Below are 17983 nucleotides of genomic sequence, written 5' to 3'. Positions count from 1 at the left end.
GCAGGGAAGCCGATTTAGCCGCGCCGGGCCATGGATGGCCCGTCGCGGCGGCCCGCGGAACCGGGCCGGAGTGCGGGCATGCCGAGCCTAGGCGAGGCACCGAGTGGTGGGGCAAAGACCTTTTGGTTACTTTTGGGGCGTTTGCCAAAAGTGACCCGCTGTAAGAGCGGAACCATAAGCCGCCGTTACCTAAATAACGGATATACACACAGTCAAAAAACCCACCCACCCCCTGTTGGCCCACCTCTTGCTAAAGAATCCCCACAGGTAGCCAACGGCGGTTGCCCCCTCCACGACAAAGACGTCGCACACCCGGTTTGCCCTCGCGAACCCGGTGGCGGCGTTTTTTCGTTTTGGCCCTATAGCCCGGGGCCGGTGGGGCGGCCACAGCCGTTCCATCACCAGGCCTTCTCATAAGACCCCTTTACCGCTGAGGTGCGTGATGAAATCAAGCTTCTGGAAATCCGGCCACACCCCAACCCTGTTCGCCGCGTTCCTGTATTTCGACCTGAGTTTCATGGTCTGGTACCTGTTAGGCCCCCTGGCGGTGCAAATCGCCGCCGACCTGCACCTCACCACCCAACAACGCGGCCTGGTGGTCGCCACGCCGATCCTCGCCGGCGCAGTGCTGCGCTTCCTGATGGGCATGCTCGCCGACAAACTCTCGCCCAAGACCGCCGGCCTGATTGGCCAGGTGATCGTCATCTGCGCCCTGTTCGCCGCCTGGAAACTCGGGATTCACAGCTACGAACAAGCCCTGCTGCTGGGGATGTTCCTGGGCATGGCCGGTGCCTCGTTCGCCGTCGCGCTGCCACTGGCGTCCCAGTGGTACCCCGCCGAGCATCAGGGCAAGGCCATGGGCATCGCCGGCGCCGGCAACTCCGGGACGGTGTTTGCGGCCTTGCTGGCCCCCGTACTGGCCGCCGCATTTGGCTGGAGCAATGTGTTCGGCTTTGCGCTGATCCCGCTGATCCTGACCCTGATCGTCTTCGCCTGGCTCGCCCGCAATGCCCCGCAACGGCCCAAAGCCAAGTCCATGGCCGATTACTTCAAGGCACTGGGCGACCGCGATAGCTGGTGGTTCATGTTCTTCTACAGCGTGACCTTCGGCGGTTTTATCGGACTGGCCAGCGCCCTGCCCGGCTACTTCAACGACCAATACGGCTTGAGCCCGGTGACCGCCGGTTACTACACCGCCGCCTGCGTATTCGGCGGCAGCCTGATGCGGCCTTTGGGCGGCGCCCTGGCCGATCGTTTTGGCGGGATTCGCACCCTGCTCGGCATGTACGGCGTGGCCGCGATCTGCATCGCGGCGGTGGGTTTCAACCTGCCAAGTTCCTACGCCGCCCTGGCGCTTTTCGTCTGCACCATGCTCGGTTTGGGTGCGGGTAACGGCGCCGTGTTCCAGCTGGTGCCCCAGCGTTTTCATCGGGAGATCGGCGTAATGACCGGCCTGATCGGCATGGCCGGCGGCATCGGCGGTTTCGCCTTGGCGGCGGGCATGGGCGCGATCAAGCAAAGCACCGGCAGCTATCAACTGGCACTGTGGTTGTTCGCCAGCCTGGGCGTGCTGGCGTGGTTCGGCCTGTACGGCGTCAAGCGGCGTTGGAGAACCACCTGGGGCTCGGCAGCGGTGACGGCTGCCCGGGTCTGATGAGCCTGCAACTGAGCTTCGCCCAAGCCAGCGCCACCGGCCCTCGGCAGGAAAACCAGGACGCCTTGCGCCTGGTCACGCCAGCCCCGGAGCTGGCCGCCAGCAAAGGCTACCTGTGCGCCATCGCCGATGGCGTCAGCCAATGCGCCGATGGCGGACTGGCTGCTCGTTCGACCTTGCAAGCCCTGGCCCTGGACTACTACGCCACGCCGCAAACCTGGGGCGTGGCCCAGGCCCTGGAACGCTTGCTGGTGGCACAGAATCGCTGGCTGCAAGCCAACGGCGGCGGCCAGCCGTTGCTGACTACCCTGAGCGCTCTGGTGTTTCGCGGCCAGCGTTTCACCCTGGCCCATGTGGGTGATTGCCGGGTGTATCGCTGGCTCGATGGCGAGTTGCAGCGCCTGAGCGAAGAGCACGTGTGGGAGCAACCGGGCATGCAGCATGTGCTCAAGCGCGCCATGGGTCTGGATCAACTTCTGGTACTGGATTTCCTCGACGGCGAATTGCGGGCCGGCGAGTGTTTTCTGCTGCTCAGCGACGGTGTGTGGGCGACCCTGGATGACACCCGCATCAGCGCAATCCTACGGGAACAGTCGGACCTGAACCTCGCGGTAAACACCTTGGTCAGCGCTGCGCACTTGGCGGGCAGTCAGGACAATGCCAGCGCCCTGCTGGTGCGTGTCGACCAGCTCGGCGCTGCCACCCTGGGTGATGCACTGGTGCAGTTGCAGCAATGGCCGCTGCCGCCGCCCTTGAAAGCCGGCCAGCGTTTCGAAGGCTGGCAGGTGGAAACGCTGCTGGGGCAAAGCCGCCAATCCTTGCTCTACCGGGTGCGCGATGCCCAGCAACAGGCCTGGCTGCTGAAAACCTTGCCGGTCAGCCATGACGATGACGTGTTCGCCGCCCAGGCATTGCTGTCGGAGGAATGGTTCCTGCGCCGGGTCGCCGGCCGCGCGTTTCCTGAAGTCCATCCCGCCAGCGGCCGTCAGCATTTGTACTACGTGATGCGCGAATACGCCGGGCAAACCCTGGCCGAACTGTTCAAGCACCAGGGCCCATTGCCCCTGGCGCAGTGGCAGTCCCTGGCCGAACGCCTGTTGCGCGCGGTCGGGTTGCTGCACCGCCGGCAGATCCTGCACCGCGACATCAAGCCGGAAAACCTGCTGCTGGGCGACGATAACGAATTGCGCGTGCTGGATTTTGGCCTGGCCTACTGCCCTGGGCTTTCCGAGGATCGCGCGCACCTGCTGCCTGGCACGCCGAGCTTTATCGCCCCGGAAGCCTTCAACGGCGAACGCCCTACCCCGCAACAGGATTTGTATAGCGTCGGCGTGACCTTGTATTACCTGCTCACCGGGCATTATCCCTACGGCGAAATCGAAGCGTTCCAACGCCCCCGGTTCACCGCGCCGGTCAGCGCCAGCCGTTACCGCCCCGACCTGCCCGACTGGCTGCAACAAAGCCTGGAGCGCTCAGTCACCGCACAACCCGAGCAACGCTATGAAACCGCCGAGGAATGGTTGCTCGTACTGGAGCAGGCAGACCGCCGCGAGTTGAGCACGCGACCAAAACCACTGCTGGAGCGCGAACCGCTCAAGGTCTGGCAAACATTGGCGGTGCTGTCGCTGCTGATCAATCTGGTGCTGTTGTACTGGCTGTTGCACCACTAAGAGGCGAAATCCCCCGACACATCGGCGCCGCACTGAATAAATCCGGCCAAACCACCACTTGGCACAACCGCTGCATTAGCTTTTCCATCAACACACATATAGCCGCACCTTCAACGTCGAAGGTCGAGCTTCCCGAGAGAACGGGACCAGGACAAAGGCGTCCTCGCTACTTACCTAGCGGGGACGCCTTTTTTTGTTGCGCACGATTTGTCGAGCCACTGCGGAGAACGACATGAAGAAACTCAAACTGGTGATGATCGGCAACGGCATGGCCGGGGTTCGCACCCTTGAAGAATTACTCAAGCTGAGCAGCGACCTGTACGACATCACCGTCTTCGGCGCCGAGCCCCACACCAATTACAACCGCATCCTGCTGTCGCCGGTGCTGGCTGGTGAGCAGACCTTTGAAGAGATCGTGCTTAACGATTTGAGCTGGTACCTCGATAACAACATCAAGTTGCTGCTCAACCGCAAAGTGGTGCAGATCGACCGGGTCAAACGCAAAGTCATCGCCGAAGACGGCAGCGAGGCCGAGTACGATCGCCTGCTGATCGCCACCGGCTCCACGCCGTTTATCCTGCCAATCCCCGGCAATACGTTGCAGGGTGTGATCGGCTACCGCGACATCGCCGACACCCAGGCCATGATCGACACCGCCAAGACCCACAAGCACGCCGTGGTGATCGGCGGCGGGCTGCTGGGCCTGGAGGCCGCCAACGGCCTGATGCTGCGCGGCATGCACGTGACCGTGGTGCATATCGGCGAGTGGTTGCTGGAGCGGCAACTGGACAAGACCAGCGGCCAACTGCTGCAAACCGAACTGGAAAGCCGTGGCCTGGTGTTCCGCCTGCAGGAACAAACCCAGGCGCTGCATGACGCCGGCAATGGCCGCGTCGGCTCGGTGCAATTCAAGAATGGCGATGTGATCCCCGCCGACCTGGTGGTGATGGCTGCCGGCATCCGCCCCAACACCGAGCTCGCGGAAAAATCCGGCATCCCGTGCAACCGTGGGATTCTGGTCAACGACACCCTGCAAACCTACGACCCGCGCATCTATGCTATCGGCGAATGCGCCAGCCATCGCGGGATCGCCTATGGCCTGGTGGCACCGCTGTTCGAACAGGCCAAGGTCTGCGCCAACCACCTCGCCCAGTTGGGTTTCGCGCGTTACCAGGGTTCGGTGACCTCCACCAAATTGAAAGTCACTGGCATCGACCTGTTCTCCGCCGGGGATTTCATGGGTGGCGAAGGCACCGAAACCATCACCCTTTCCGACCCGATTGGCGGCGTCTACAAGAAGCTGGTGATCAAGGACGACATCCTCGTCGGCGCCTGCCTGTACGGCGATACGGCTGACGGCGGTTGGTATTTCCGGCAGATCCGTGAGAACCACGCCATTGGCGAGATCCGTGATCACCTGATGTTCGGCGAAAACGCCATCGGCGATGTAGGCCACCAAGGCCAGGACAAGGCCATGAGCATGGCCGACAGTGCTGAAGTCTGCGGCTGCAACGGCGTGTGCAAGGGCACCATCGTCAAGGCAATTCAGGAACACGGGCTGTTCAGCGTCGACGACGTGAAAAAACACACCAAGGCCGCCAGCTCCTGCGGCTCCTGCGCCGGGTTGGTGGAACAGATCCTGATCAACACCGTAGGCGGCGCGGCCGACGTCAAACCGAAAAGCGAAAAAGCCATCTGCGGCTGCAGCGACCTCAACCATGGGCAAATCCGCCAGGCCATTCGCGACCAGCACCTGCTGACCATCGCCGGCACCATGAGCTACCTGAACTGGCGCACCCCGAACGGCTGCGCCACCTGCCGTCCGGCACTCAACTATTACCTGATTTCCACCTGGCCCGGCGAGGCGAAAGACGATCCGCAATCGCGTCTGATCAACGAACGGGCCCACGCCAATATCCAGAAAGACGGCACCTACTCGGTAGTCCCGAGGATGTGGGGCGGTGTGACCAATCCATCGGAACTGCGGCGCATCGCCGATGTGGCCGACAAGTACAACGTGCCGATGGTCAAGGTCACCGGCGGGCAGCGTATCGACTTGCTGGGCATCAAGAAGCAGGACTTGCCCGGTGTATGGAAGGACCTCGACATGCCGTCCGGCCATGCCTACGGCAAATCCATCCGCACCGTGAAGACCTGCGTTGGCAGCGAGTTCTGCCGCTTTGGTACGCAGAATTCCACACAGCTGGGGATTGAGCTGGAACATGACCTGTTCAATATGTGGTCGCCCCACAAGGTCAAGCTGGCAGTGTCCGGCTGCCCGCGCAACTGCTCGGAGGCAGGGATCAAGGACGTGGGAATTATCGGCGTCGATTCGGGCTGGGAGATGTACATCGGCGGTAACGGCGGGATCAAGACTGAAGTCGCCGAGTTCTTCGTCAAGCTGAAAACCGCCAAAGAAGTGCGCGAATACAACGGCGCTTTCCTACAGCTCTACCGGGAAGAAGCCTTCTACCTGGAGCGCACCGTGCACTACCTGCAACGGGTGGGCATGGAGCACATCAAGAAGGCCGTCCTGGAAGACCCGGCGCGGCGCCAGGCGCTCAATGACCGCCTGCAATTCTCCCTGTCGTTCGAACAGGACCCGTGGAAAGAACGCCTGGAACAGCCACTGCTGAAAAAGGAGTTCGACACCCTCCCCGTCAAACTGCTGGAGGTGCCGGCATGAACTGGCTGGATATCTGCGCCCTTGAAGAAATCAACGCCCTGGGCTCGCGCATCATCACCGGGCCCAAAGGTGACATCGCGATTTTTCGTACCAGTGACGACGAAGTTTTCGCCCTCGATGACCGCTGCCCGCACAAGGGAGGTCCACTGTCCCAAGGCTTGATCTACGGCAAGCGCGTGGCCTGCCCGCTGCATAACTGGCAGATCGACCTGGAGTCCGGTGAAGCCCAGGCACCGGACGTCGGCTGCGCCCATCACCACCCGGCCCGTGTGGAAAACGGCCGGGTGATGCTGGCCCTGCGGGACGCCGGTTGATGAACCGCCAGACCACCGCGTCCACCTGCTGCTACTGCGGGGTCGGTTGCGGCGTGCTGATCGAGCATGATGGCTCGCAGATCCTCGGCGTCAGTGGCAACCCGAGCCATCCGGCCAACTTCGGCAAGCTGTGCAGCAAGGGTGCAAGCCTGCACCTTACTGGCGATCTTGCTGCCCGTGCGTTGTACCCGGAACTGCGGCTGGGCAAAGGCCTGGCCCGCACCCGCACGGACTGGGACACCGCCCTGGAACACGCGGCCAATGTGTTCGCCGAGACCATCGCCGAACACGGGCCGGACAGCGTGGCGTTTTATATCTCCGGGCAGTTGCTGACCGAGGATTACTACAGCTTCAACAAACTCGCGCGGGCGCTGGTGGGCACCAACAATATCGACAGCAATTCGCGGCTGTGCATGTCTTCGGCGGTGGTCGGCTACAAGCGCAGCCTGGGGGCCGACGCGCCGCCCTGCAGCTATGAGGACCTGGAGTCGAGCGACTGCGTGATGATCGTCGGCAGTAACATGGCCTACGCGCATCCGGTGTTGTTCCGACGCCTGGAGGAAGCCAAGGCCCGTCGGCCACAGATGAAGGTGGTGGTGATTGATCCCCGACGCACCGACACCTGCGACCTGGCGGACCTGCACCTGGCGATCCTGCCGGGTACGGATGTCGCGTTGTTCCATGGGATCTTGCACTTGTTGTTGTGGGAAGACTGGATCGACCGCGATTTTATCCAGGCCCATACCGACGGGCTGATGGAGCTCAAACGCCTGGTTCACGACTACACGCCGCAGATGGTTACGCAGCTGTGCGGGATCAGTGTCGAGCAACTGCGCCTGTGCGCAGAATGGGTCGGCACCTCGGCGAGCTTCCTGTCGTTGTGGTGCATGGGGCTGAACCAGTCCACCGCAGGCAGCGCAAAGAACAGCGCACTGATTAACCTGCATCTGGCGACCGGCACCATCGGCCGTCCGGGCTGCGGACCTTTCTCCCTGACGGGTCAGCCGAATGCCATGGGTGGACGGGAAACAGGAAGCTTGTCGAATCTGCTGCCGGGGCATCGCGAGGCTGCCAATCCTGAACACCGGGCAGAAGTGGCCGCGTATTGGGGTGTAGAACAACTCCCTGCCAGCACCGGGCTCACAGCCATCGAACTGTTTGAACAGATGCAGGCTGGCAAGATCAAGGCCCTGTGGATCGCCTGCACCAACCCGGCCCAATCACTGCCCGACCAGAACAGCGTGCGCCAGGCCCTGGAGGCGTGTCCTTTCGTGGTGCTACAGGAAGCCTTTCGTACAACCGAGACCGCACGTTTCGCCGACCTGTTGTTGCCAGCAGCGAGCTGGGGCGAGAAAGAAGGCACAGTCACCAACTCTGAACGGCGTATTTCCCACGTCCGGCAAGCCATCGTCCCACCAGGGGAAGCGCGGCCGGACTGGGCCATCACCGTGGATTTTGCCCAGCGCCTGGAACGGCGTCTTCGTCCCGGAAAACCGGGGCTTTTTGCCTTTGAGCAACCCGCGCAGATCTTTGAAGAATACAAATTGCTGACCCGTGGGCGCGACTTGGACCTCTCGGGTATCAGTCACGCCCTGCTGGACCGGATCGGCCCACAGCAATGGCCATTCCCGGCCGATGCGGTGAGCGGAATACCGCGCCTGTACACCGACGGGATTTTCCCGACGGAGACTGGCCGCGCGCACTTTGTCGCCGACCCTTATCGCGCCGCCAAGGAGCAGCGTGACGCGCGTTTCCCTCTGACCCTGATCACCGGGCGCCTGCGGGACCAATGGCATGGCATGAGCCGCACGGGTACTGCTGCGCAGCTGTTCGGGCATGTCAGTGAAGCGTTGCTCAGCCTGCACCCGGATGAACTGCGCCGGCATCGTTTGAAGGAAGGTGACCTGATCAGCCTGAAAAGTCGGCGCGCCAGCGTGATCGTGGCTGTCGGCAGCGATGACAGCGTGCGTCCCGGCCAGGCTTTCCTGCCGATGCACTGGGGCGACCGGTTTCTTAAAGGTGGCGTCAACGCGCTCACCCAGCCGGCGTTCGATCCGCTGTCCAAACAACCGGAACTCAAACATAGCGGCGTGCGCCTGGAGGCCGTGCAACTGCCCTGGCACTTGTTTGCGCTGATTGAGGGCGATGTGCAGCAACACTTCGAAGCGTTGCGACCGCTGTGTGAGGGCTTTGCCTACGTCAGCCTGAGCCTGACCGGGCGCGAGCGGCCCGCCCTGCTGATTCGTGCGGCGCATCACGAGGCGCCTGCGCTTGACCTGCTCAAGCAGATTGACCAGTTGCTGGGCCTCAATGACGGTCCGGTCATGGCCTACGACGACCCGCGGCGCTCCATTGGCAAGCGGGTAAAAATTGAAAAGGGCCGTATCACCGCGATTCGCCTGGCCGGCGAAACCCTGGCTCGCCACTGGTTGCAAAGCCTGTGGTTGGAAGGTCGCACCGATGAGCAGTTGCGACGCTGGCTGCTGGCGCCATTGAGTGCGCCACCGGGGGGCAGTTCGACCCGCATCAAGACGTTGTGCAACTGCAGGAACGTCAGCGAAAACGCGGTCTGCGCCGGCATTGCCCGGGGCCTGGACCTGAATGGGCTGAAGCAGGAGTTGGGTTGCGGTACGCAATGCGGCTCCTGTGTGCCGGAAATCAAACGGCTATTGGCGAACGGCACGCAGCCAATCGCGATCACGGTGTGAGGAAAGCATATGAGCGCAAAAGTCTGGCTGGTGGGCGCAGGTCCCGGCGATCCGGAGCTGCTGACACTCAAGGCGGTGAGAGCCCTGCGGGAAGCCGATGTGGTGCTGATCGATGACCTGGTCAACCCGGCGCTGCTGGAGCATTGCCCCACTGCACGGCTGATCACCGTGGGTAAACGCGGCGGGTGCCGTTCCACACCACAGGCATTTATCCATCGCCTGATGCTGCGCTATGCCCGGCAAGGCAAATGCGTGGTGCGGCTCAAGGGCGGCGATCCGTGCATTTTTGGTCGCGGCGGCGAAGAGGCGGCATGGCTCAGGCAGCAAGGGGTGGAGGTGGAGTTGGTCAATGGCATTACGGCGGGGCTGGCCGGTGCAACGAACTGTGATATTCCGCTGACACTGCGCGGTATCAGCCGGGGCGTCACGCTGGTCACGGCTCACACTCAGGATGACAGCAGCCTCAATTGGCGAGCACTGGCCGAGGGTGGTACGACGCTGGTGATTTACATGGGTGTGGCCAAGCTGGGCGAGATTCGCCAACAGTTGCTGGAAGGTGGAATGAGTGACGACATGCCGGTGGCGATGATTGAAAACGCTTCATTGCCACAACAACGTGAGTGTCGCAGCAGCCTTTCCCGGATGCAGGACGATGCACAGGATTTCGCCCTGAAGAGCCCTGCAATCCTGGTGATTGGCCGGGTAATCCAGGCGACGCAAGCGGTTGAGGCCCTGGCCAGCGCCACTGCGTGAGACAAATTGCAGGCGAAAAAAAGCCCGGCCTAAGCCGGGCTTTTTTCTACAACTCAGTAATTACTGAGCTGCTTGTGCTTCTACCGAGGCTTCTACGCGACGGTTGATAGCACGGCCAGCTTCAGTTGCGTTGTCAGCAACTGGGCGGGATTTGCCATAACCAACCGAGCTTACACGGTTAGGAGCAATACCGTCTTTGACCAGGACTTGCTTAACAGCGTCAGCACGACGCTGGGACAGCTTCTGGTTGTAAGCGTCAGGACCGACGGAGTCAGTGTGACCTTCAACAACGGTGGTGGTTTGTGGGTACTGTTTCATGAAGTCAGCGAGGTTTTTCACGTCGCCGTAGCTGTTAGGCTTAACAACCGACTTGTCGAAGTCGAACTTCACGTCCAGCTCAACACGAACAACCTGAGCAACCGGAGCTTCTGGCTCTGGAACTGGCTCTGGAGCTGGTGCTGGGGTAGGAGCTGGAGCAGTTTTGCCAGCGTTGCCGCCGAAGTTTACGCCCAGGCCAACCAGTGCAGAGTAGTCCCACTTGCCGTTGTCGATAGCGTAGTCAGCTTCAACACCAGCACGTGCGAACAGGTTGTCGGTGAAGTAGTACTTCACGCCAGCGCCAGCGATAGCCAGGGTCGATTGATCGCGACCTTTGTGACCATCAGCTTCAACGTTGGTACGGCTCTGGTGGCCGAAACCGCCCTCTACGTATGGACGCAGGGAGTCGACACCAGCTTGACCGAAGTGGTACTGGGCAGTAACGCTGCCGGTATCACCTTTGATCTTCTGGCTACCAGTACCGTCGTTCGAACGGGTGTGCTTGGTAGTGTCGTAGTTCAGGTTGATCGACACGTCGTCGGTCAGGAAGTAACCGATGCTGGCGCCAGGGTTGAAGCCGTCTTCGATATGCTTGACGCTATCGTTGAACTGCTTTTTGTAGAACAGCTGGCCTTCAACTGCGCCTTGGCCTTGTGCCAGAGCGCCGACTGAAGTGGCAGCAATAAGAGTACCAATGGCCAAGCCCAAGGTGTTTTTCAGTTTCATCCGTTAAATCCCCATCTGGTGATTGTAAAGCAGTCCCACATACCGGGGGACAACTCGGCGACAAGTCTAACAGAACTTGCCTACACGTAAGAGATATTTGCCACGCACTAAGTTTCAGTGCTGACCGCAAATTTCTCACGTAATTTATCAAGAGCGCGTTTGTAACGCATTTTTGTAGCACTCAAACCCATATGCATGATGTCAGCGATTTCCTGGAACTCCAGCTCTGCGACAAATCGTAGCACCAGAATTTCCCGGTCAATCGGATTCACATACACCAGCCAGCGATCGAGTCCGCCCTTCTCTTCCGGGGTTGGCGCCTTTTCTTCAGACGCTTCCTCAAGTGGGTCCAGACTCAAAGCATCCATCAATCGACGCTTTCGCCGTTCCTTCCGATACTGCGTGATGCACTCGTTGTACGTGATGCTGTAGAGCCATGTCTTGAACTTCGATTTGCCCTCGAAGTTCTTCAGGCCGTAGAGCACCTTGAGCATCACTTCCTGACAGACATCATCCGCATCTCTATCGTTCCCTAAATACCTTGAACAAACGTTGAACAGAGTGCGTTGATACCTGCGCATCAATTCTTCGTACGCGCGTGTTACGTGAAACAGCTCCGTGTGCGAGCGCGCGACCAACTCCTCATCAGAGAGCTCACGGGGGTCATAGCGCGTGGACAGCGTTTGGGCTTTATTCAAAACAAGTCGTGCCGACAGTCAGGTCAATGTCCGCCAGAGTCTGGATACCCAGGTTCGCGGCGGCGTACATTAGCAGGATTCGCCGGGTTAGCGGCTAGTCACATGCTGTTCCAGCAAGATCCGGTTCGAAAGCGACACCAGTTCGCCGTCGTCCGTCAGCACTGTCGTCTTGACCGTGCCGATCTCCTCGATCTGCCCTTCGACCTCGCCCACACGCACTTGTTGCCCAACCTGATATAGCTCACGCACATAGATTCCCGCAAGAATCTGCCCTGCAATTTCCCGACTTCCCAGCCCCATGGCCAGCGCAACGGCCAGACCAACGGTAATCAAAACAATCACAATCACGTGGTTCAGCAGGTCAGTCTTGACCTCCAACTGGCTGATCGCGACCGAAATACTGATGATAATCACCAGACCCTGGGCAATTCGCCCCAGGCCACTGGCGTAATCCAGCCCTACGCCTTCAGCCGCGCCACGCACCAGGCCATTGGCCAGTTGCGCCAGCAAAACCCCTACCAGCAATACCAGCGCGCCACCGAATACCTTCGGCAAATACAGCGCCAACATGTCGAGCGTAGCTGAAACGCGCTCAAGTCCAAGGGATTCCGCTGCGGAAACCAGAAAAATCAGCAAAACAAACCAATAAACGATCTTGCCGATCAATGTCGAGATCGGTACCTGCAACCCGGCACGCCCCAGAATCTTGGTCAGGCCGGTACCACCCATCAATCGATCAAGACCCAGCTTAGCCAGCAATTTGGAAAGCAGGGTGTCGAGCAGCTTGGCCACGACAAAACCCAGCAGTACCACCACCAGTGCACCAAACAGGTTGGGAATGAAATTCGCCACCTTGGTCCACAGTGCAGTCATTGCAGTTACCAGACTCTGGGTCCAGAGATCGAGTTCCATATTCATTCAGCCTTATCAGCAGTGCGAGCAAGAGGTTTACGACGGGAAACCGGTGAAACGTGGGCCGAACCATTGTTCAACGCCATCATCAACGCCGGCAACCAACGGCCGAGCAGACCGAACAGATCCCCCGCCCCGACCTGGCGGTTGGCGGTTTTCAAAACGCGACCCAGGCAAGCATCGTCGTCCCGATTGGACGGCGACGCATTCAGCATGTCACGCAAAGACTGTTCGAACGGATCGTGCATAAAAAACCTCTCGCAAGTGATTTAAAAGACGAGGGTAAAATTCTTCGGGTCACATGACCTCTTTCTACGTTCAGGTCACATTCAGCTCAAACCCAACGTAAACGTCGAAACAACCACCACTGCCCGACCGCCACCGAGACCATCATCAGGCAGGCAATCAGGAATCCGTAAGGGCTGGAAGAGAACGGAATTCCGCCCACGTTGATCCCCAGCAAGCCGGTCAGAAAACTCATCGGCAGGAAGATCCCGGTGATGATCCCGAAGCGGTACATGGTGCGGTTCATGCGCAGGCTCAAACGTCGGTCTTCGGTCTCCAGCACAAGCCCCACGCGCTCCCGGGACAATTCCAGCTCCTCGAGGTAACGGGTCAGGCTGTTGTTCAATTCGTTCCAATAGTCAGCATCGTCGTCACAGAACCAGGGCAATTTGATCCGGGTCAACTGCGCGAAAATATCCCGCTGCGGCGACAGGAAACGCTTCAGCCCGGCGGCGCGCCGACGGATCTGCAAAACGCTGCCATGCTCCGGAGTATACCGTTCGTCGGCATCCAGTTTTTCTTCTTCGATATCGACAATTTCGGACAGATCGCTGACCAGATCCTGGACCTTGTTGGTCAGGTACTGCGCCATATACAGGACCAGTTCCGAGGAAGTCTTCGGCCCCTTGCCGTCCGCCAGTTGCACCAGCAACTCGTCGGTGGCGCGCAACGGGCGCAAACGCAGGGAAATCACCCGCGCTGCCGAGGCAAAGATCCGCACCGAGACCATGTCTTCCGGTTCGGCGCCGGGATTGAGGTTGACCCCGCGCAAAAACAGCAGCAGTTCAGCGTCCGGCAGTGGCAACAGGCGTGGGCGGGTGTTTTCCTCCAGCAGCAGGTCACAGGCGAACTCGCTCAAGCCGCTGGATTTACGCAACCAGGTCTGGGTCTGGGGGTGACTACGGTCCCAATGCAGCCACAGGCTTTCCTGAGGCTGCAGTTGCAGCTCATCAAGCTCTGTCCGGGCAATCGAACGCGCACCACCTTTACCGTCCAGCACCAGGGCATGCACCAGCCCCCACTGCGCGTTTTCTTCCTCGAACATCCTCACCCCTGTCGGCTACGGCTATTTATTCAGGCATTTTCAGCGGGCTGGGGGAGACGATCACACCGTTATTGTCGGCATACACGTACTCGCCCGGACGGAAGGTCACGCCGGCGAATGTCACCGCCACGTTCAAATCGCCGATACCGCGCTTGTCAGTCTTCATCGGGTGACTGGCCAGGGCCTGCACGCCGAGGTCGGTTTGGGCGATCACGTCCACATCACGGATGCAGCCGTAAATCACCAACCCTTCCCAGCCGTTCTTCGCGGCTTTCTCGGCGATCATGTCGCCCAGCAACGCGCGGCGCAGGGAACCACCACCATCGACCACCAGCACTTTGCCGGCGCCGTTGAGTTCGGCTTGTTCCTTGACCAGGGAATTGTCTTCAAAGCACTTGATGGTCACGATCTCGCCACCAAAGGAGTCTCGGCCGCCGAAGTTGCTGAACATCGGCTCAACTACCTGCACCAGCTCCGGGTAGGCATCGCACAGGTCGGGGGTAAGGTAATGGTTCATCTAGAAACTCCTGTAGGTGAAAGAAGGTGTCGAACATCCCACTGTTTACTTACATCTGGAAACGCTTTGCCATGAAGGTTCTTTAATCCGGGTCGAATAGTCGGGCTCATCGGACAGCAACGCAAGACCTACTGCGCGACTGAATATGACCAGAACCACCCAACGCGTCATATCTTATCCGCTGCGGGAAACAAGCGAAACGCCCTTGATAGAGCCTCCCGCTCAAACCGCTACAAGCTCCCGTGCCTCCGCCGCCGCCAAAGGTGTAAGCGGATCTTTCAACCAACGCCTCACCAACGGCCACACTTCAGCCTGGGCAGCCTTGCTGATGAGCATCTCGACATGCCCGAAATCCCCGCTGAACCCTTGCTGGCGCCCCAGGCACAGGTACTGGCGATGCTCGGAGCCGACCTGTTCGAAGAGCTTGCGACAGGCCCAGTCCGGGTCCTGGTGATCACCGGCAGCGCTCACCGCCAGTAGCGGCACGTCGACACCTGCCAGGCCTTTCCACCAATCCTGCTTTCCTTCGCCAAAGCGGCCGAACAGACCATTCCAGCGCATGGCTTCAATCAACACGCCGGCTGGCTCGTCCTCTGGGCCGCGTTTCAGCCGGGAGCCAGACAACTCGCCAAAACACTTCAAGAGCAGGCGACCGGTCCATTCCACCGGTGGCAGCTTCAACGGCCAATGGGTGCGGCTGACCTGGCAGCCAAACAGCGCCACCGAGGCCACCGCAGGCGCGCCCAGGTGCTGCCCACCCAGGGCCGCAGCCAAGGTTGTGCCGCCCAGGGAATGCCCGACCCAGTGGGGAATCTGCCCGCTTTGCTCACGCACAAAGGCGGCAATGGCCGGCAAGTCGTAGCGAGCATAGTCGGCGACGCGATTCTTGGCGTAGCCCTGGTTACGCCGGGACAGCCCATGGCCGCGCATTTCCGGAATCCAGACATCGAACCCCTCGCGCGCCAGGTAGGCACCCAGGCCGATACCCTTGGGCGAGTACCAGAAGCGTCGGTTGGAGAAACTGCCGTGCAACAAAACCACCGGCACGCCCCGGTTTTCCGGGACATCAGCCAGGCCCAGGCGGGTCACGGCCAGCTCGACGGTGCCGTCGGGGCTATTGCCAGGTTTCAGCCGGTACACATCTTCACTCAGGTCGCCACGACGCTCAGCGCTGATCAAGGCGACGGGGAACAGGTTGCTGCTGCTTTGCATAATGCTCTTGCACAAAAAAGGGCGGCGTCCGGAAGGAGTTCCGCCCTGTACAGAATGAGAAATGCCGGCCAACCGCAAGATTGACCGGCACTTTGGGGTGCTACACCTTACGCTGGCGCTTGGCCTTCAGCCAGGAAGAACCAGGTTTCCAGTACGGAATCGGGGTTCAGCGAGACGCTTTCGATGCCCTGTTCCATCAGCCATTTGGCCAGGTCCGGGTGATCGGAAGGGCCTTGGCCGCAGATGCCGATGTACTTGCCAGCCTTGTTGCATGCCTGGATGGCGTTGGCCAGCAGCTTCTTGACCGCAGGGTTACGCTCGTCGAACAGGTGAGCGATGATCCCCGAGTCGCGGTCCAGGCCCAGGGTCAGCTGGGTCAGGTCGTTGGAGCCAATGGAGAAGCCGTCGAAGAACTCCAGGAACTCTTCGGCCAGGATGGCGTTGGACGGCAGTTCGCACATCATGATGACGCGCAGGCCGTTCTCGCCACGGGACAGGCCGTTCTCTGCCAGCAAGTCCACCACCTGGCTCGCCTCACCCAGGGTGCGTACGAACGGCACCATGATTTCGACGTTGGTCAGGCCCATCTCGTTGCGCACGCGCTTGAGGGCACGGCATTCCAGCTCGAAGCAGTCGCGGAAGGCTTCGCTGATGTAACGCGAGGCACCGCGGAAGCCCAGCATCGGGTTTTCTTCTTCCGGCTCGTAGAGTTTGCCGCCGATCAGGTTCGCGTATTCGTTGGACTTGAAGTCCGACAGCCGCACGATGACCTTTTTCGGGTAGAACGCTGCCGCCAGGGTGCTGATGCCTTCCACCAGTTTCTCGACGTAGAAGCCCACCGGGTCGTTGTAGCCGGCGATGCGCTTGTCGACGCTTTCCTTGATGTCCAGCGGCAGGCCGTCGTAGTTCAACAGCGCCTTGGGGTGCACGCCGATCATGCGGTTGATGATGAACTCGAGGCGGGCCAGGCCCACACCGGCGTTCGGCAACTGCGCGAAATCAAAGGCGCGGTCCGGGTTGCCGACGTTCATCATGATCTTGAACGGCAGGTCCGGCATGGCGTCGATGGAGTTTTGCTTGATGTCGAAGCCCAGCTCACCTTCGAAGATAAAGCCGGTGTCGCCTTCAGCGCAGGATACGGTCACGCCCTGGCCGTCTTTCAACAGTTGGGTCGCATTGCCGCAGCCAACCACTGCCGGAATCCCCAGCTCACGGGCGATGATCGCCGCGTGGCAGGTACGCCCGCCACGGTTGGTGACGATGGCGCTGGCGCGTTTCATCACCGGTTCCCAGTCCGGGTCGGTCATGTCGGAGACCAGCACGTCGCCTGGCTGGACCTTGTCCATCTCGGACACGTCCTTGATGATCCGCACCTTGCCGGCGCCGATGCGCTGGCCGATGGCACGGCCTTCCACCAGCACGGTGCCGGTTTCTTTCAACAGGTAGCGTTCCATGACGTTGGCCGAAGTACGGCTCTTCACGGTTTCAGGGCGGGCCTGAACGATGTACAGCTTGCCGTCGTCGCCGTCTTTGGCCCATTCGATGTCCATCGGGCACTTGTAGTGCTTCTCGATGATCATCGCTTGCTTGGCCAATTCGCTGACTTCGGCGTCGCTCAGGCAGAAACGCGCGCGTTCAGCCTTGTCGACATCAACGGTTTTCACCGAGCGACCGGCCTTGGCCTCGTCGCCGTAGATCATCTTGATGGCCTTGCTGCCCAGGTTGCGGCGCAGGATGGCCGGGCGGCCGGCTTCAAGGGTGTGTTTGTGGACGTAGAATTCGTCCGGGTTCACCGCGCCTTGTACGACGGTTTCGCCGAGGCCATAGGCGCCGGTGATGAACACCACGTCGCGGAAGCCCGACTCGGTGTCCAGGGTGAACATCACGCCGGCGGTGCCGGTTTCCGAACGCACCATGCGCTGCACACCGGCAGACAGGGCCACCAGCTTGTGGTCGAAGCCCTGGTGTACGCGGTAGGAAATGGCGCGATCGTTAAAGAGGGAGGCAAATACTTCCTTGGCCGCGCGGATCACGTTTTCCACGCCGCGGATGTTCAGGAAAGTTTCTTGCTGGCCGGCAAAGGAAGCGTCTGGCAGGTCTTCGGCGGTAGCCGAGGAGCGCACGGCGACGGCCATGTCCGGGTTACCGGCCGACAGCGTGGCAAACGCGGTGCGGATCTCGGCGTTGAGCTTCTCGGGGAACTCGGCTTCCATGATCCATTGACGGATCTGGGCGCCGGTCTTGGCCAGGGCGTTGACGTCATCGACGTCCAACGCATCGAGGGCGGCGTGGATCTGATCGTTGAGGCCGCTCAACTCGAGGAAATCACGGTAAGCCTGGGCAGTGGTGGCAAAACCACCTGGCACCGATACACCGGCGCCCGCAAGATTACTGATCATCTCGCCCAGGGATGCGTTCTTGCCCCCTACGTGCTCCACATCATGGACGCCGAGCTTATCGAGGGAAACTACGTACTCTACCAAGG

At 60.6% G+C, this 17983-nt stretch carries 14 protein-coding genes; 6 read left to right on the top strand and 8 right to left on the bottom strand.

Annotated elements, in window-relative coordinates:
- Positions 1-442: 442 nt before the first annotated feature.
- The 6 genes from ACA046_RS08300 (at position 443) to cobA (ending at position 9785) form a co-directional block, all read left to right on the top strand.
- Positions 443-1654 (top strand): nitrate/nitrite transporter, encoded by a 1212-nt coding sequence (locus tag ACA046_RS08300; protein ID WP_497676254.1) that lies wholly within the window; start codon positions 443-445, stop codon positions 1652-1654.
- The gene (locus ACA046_RS08295; protein WP_497676253.1) at positions 1654-3324 is read left to right on the top strand and encodes a bifunctional protein-serine/threonine kinase/phosphatase; all 1671 of its coding nucleotides are present in this window, start codon (positions 1654-1656) and stop codon (positions 3322-3324) included. Before ACA046_RS08300 ends, ACA046_RS08295 begins: the two co-directional genes overlap by 1 nt.
- Positions 3325-3556: 232 nt before the next feature.
- Entirely contained in the window at positions 3557-6010 is a 2454-nt protein-coding gene (gene nirB / locus ACA046_RS08290) for a nitrite reductase large subunit NirB (RefSeq protein ID WP_497676252.1), read from the top strand.
- Positions 6007-6324: a nitrite reductase small subunit NirD gene (gene nirD / locus ACA046_RS08285; RefSeq protein WP_063032355.1), complete on the top strand. Its 318-nt coding sequence runs from the start codon at positions 6007-6009 to the stop codon at positions 6322-6324. The genes nirB and nirD overlap by 4 nt, the downstream gene beginning before the upstream one ends.
- Positions 6324-9032 (top strand): nitrate reductase, encoded by a 2709-nt coding sequence (locus ACA046_RS08280; RefSeq protein WP_497676251.1) that lies wholly within the window; start codon positions 6324-6326, stop codon positions 9030-9032. Before nirD ends, ACA046_RS08280 begins: the two co-directional genes overlap by 1 nt.
- Before the next feature lie 9 nt (positions 9033-9041).
- Positions 9042-9785 carry a uroporphyrinogen-III C-methyltransferase gene (cobA, locus tag ACA046_RS08275; RefSeq protein ID WP_497676250.1) on the top strand — a complete coding sequence of 248 codons (744 nt, stop codon included), beginning with the start codon at positions 9042-9044 and terminating at the stop codon, positions 9783-9785.
- A gap of 60 nt (positions 9786-9845) precedes the next feature.
- Here cobA and ACA046_RS08270 read toward each other — a convergent pair whose 3' ends face one another.
- The 8 genes from ACA046_RS08270 to ppsA all read right to left on the bottom strand — a co-directional run bounded on the left by ACA046_RS08270 (position 9846) and on the right by ppsA (position 17981).
- Complete coding sequence (locus ACA046_RS08270; protein ID WP_459026947.1) at positions 9846-10829, bottom strand: OmpA family protein; 984 nt, start codon at positions 10827-10829, stop codon at positions 9846-9848.
- A 107-nt stretch (positions 10830-10936) separates the two neighbouring features.
- On the bottom strand, positions 10937-11527 hold the full coding sequence (gene sigX / locus ACA046_RS08265) for an RNA polymerase sigma factor SigX (RefSeq protein ID WP_076017174.1): 591 nt from the start codon (positions 11525-11527) through the stop codon (positions 10937-10939).
- A gap of 87 nt (positions 11528-11614) precedes the next feature.
- On the bottom strand, positions 11615-12439 hold the full coding sequence (locus ACA046_RS08260; RefSeq protein WP_008432650.1) for a mechanosensitive ion channel family protein: 825 nt from the start codon (positions 12437-12439) through the stop codon (positions 11615-11617).
- A 2-nt stretch (positions 12440-12441) separates the two neighbouring features.
- On the bottom strand, positions 12442-12687 hold the full coding sequence (locus tag ACA046_RS08255; protein ID WP_003215011.1) for a hypothetical protein: 246 nt from the start codon (positions 12685-12687) through the stop codon (positions 12442-12444).
- An 86-nt stretch (positions 12688-12773) separates the two neighbouring features.
- Complete coding sequence (cmaX, locus tag ACA046_RS08250) at positions 12774-13769, bottom strand: divalent cation transporter CmaX (RefSeq protein ID WP_076017173.1); 996 nt, start codon at positions 13767-13769, stop codon at positions 12774-12776.
- 25 nt (positions 13770-13794) lie between these two features.
- Positions 13795-14286 carry a ribonuclease E activity regulator RraA gene (gene rraA / locus ACA046_RS08245; RefSeq protein WP_003215007.1) on the bottom strand — a complete coding sequence of 164 codons (492 nt, stop codon included), beginning with the start codon at positions 14284-14286 and terminating at the stop codon, positions 13795-13797.
- A 222-nt stretch (positions 14287-14508) separates the two neighbouring features.
- Complete coding sequence (locus tag ACA046_RS08240) at positions 14509-15498, bottom strand: alpha/beta fold hydrolase (protein ID WP_497676249.1); 990 nt, start codon at positions 15496-15498, stop codon at positions 14509-14511.
- Between the two features lie 107 nt (positions 15499-15605).
- Positions 15606-17981 carry a phosphoenolpyruvate synthase gene (ppsA, locus tag ACA046_RS08235; RefSeq protein ID WP_076017171.1) on the bottom strand — a complete coding sequence of 792 codons (2376 nt, stop codon included), beginning with the start codon at positions 17979-17981 and terminating at the stop codon, positions 15606-15608.
- Positions 17982-17983: the final 2 nt, after the last annotated feature.

The sequence above is a fragment of the Pseudomonas sp. LBUM1641 genome, assembly GCF_059716235.1.
The sequence above is the reverse complement of the archived record's forward strand: the minus strand, read 5'-3'. Positions and strand labels throughout refer to the sequence as shown.

Bases quoted from the DNA above. Each gene is read 5' to 3' on its own strand.
- ACA046_RS08240 (WP_497676249.1), bottom strand. From the start codon at position 15,498: ATGCAAAGCAGCAGCAACCTGTTCCCCGTCGCCTTGATCAGCGCTGAG.
- ACA046_RS08255 (WP_003215011.1), bottom strand. From the start codon at position 12,687: ATGCACGATCCGTTCGAACAGTCTTTGCGTGACATGCTGAATGCGTCG.
- ACA046_RS08260 (WP_008432650.1), bottom strand. From the start codon at position 12,439: ATGGAACTCGATCTCTGGACCCAGAGTCTGGTAACTGCAATGACTGCA.
- rraA (WP_003215007.1), bottom strand. From the start codon at position 14,286: ATGAACCATTACCTTACCCCCGACCTGTGCGATGCCTACCCGGAGCTG.
- ACA046_RS08280 (WP_497676251.1), top strand. From the start codon at position 6,324: ATGAACCGCCAGACCACCGCGTCCACCTGCTGCTACTGCGGGGTCGGT.
- cmaX (WP_076017173.1), bottom strand. From the start codon at position 13,769: ATGTTCGAGGAAGAAAACGCGCAGTGGGGGCTGGTGCATGCCCTGGTG.
- ACA046_RS08300 (WP_497676254.1), top strand. From the start codon at position 443: ATGAAATCAAGCTTCTGGAAATCCGGCCACACCCCAACCCTGTTCGCC.
- ACA046_RS08295 (WP_497676253.1), top strand. From the start codon at position 1,654: ATGAGCCTGCAACTGAGCTTCGCCCAAGCCAGCGCCACCGGCCCTCGG.
- cobA (WP_497676250.1), top strand. From the start codon at position 9,042: ATGAGCGCAAAAGTCTGGCTGGTGGGCGCAGGTCCCGGCGATCCGGAG.
- ACA046_RS08270 (WP_459026947.1), bottom strand. From the start codon at position 10,829: ATGAAACTGAAAAACACCTTGGGCTTGGCCATTGGTACTCTTATTGCT.
- nirD (WP_063032355.1), top strand. From the start codon at position 6,007: ATGAACTGGCTGGATATCTGCGCCCTTGAAGAAATCAACGCCCTGGGC.
- nirB (WP_497676252.1), top strand. From the start codon at position 3,557: ATGAAGAAACTCAAACTGGTGATGATCGGCAACGGCATGGCCGGGGTT.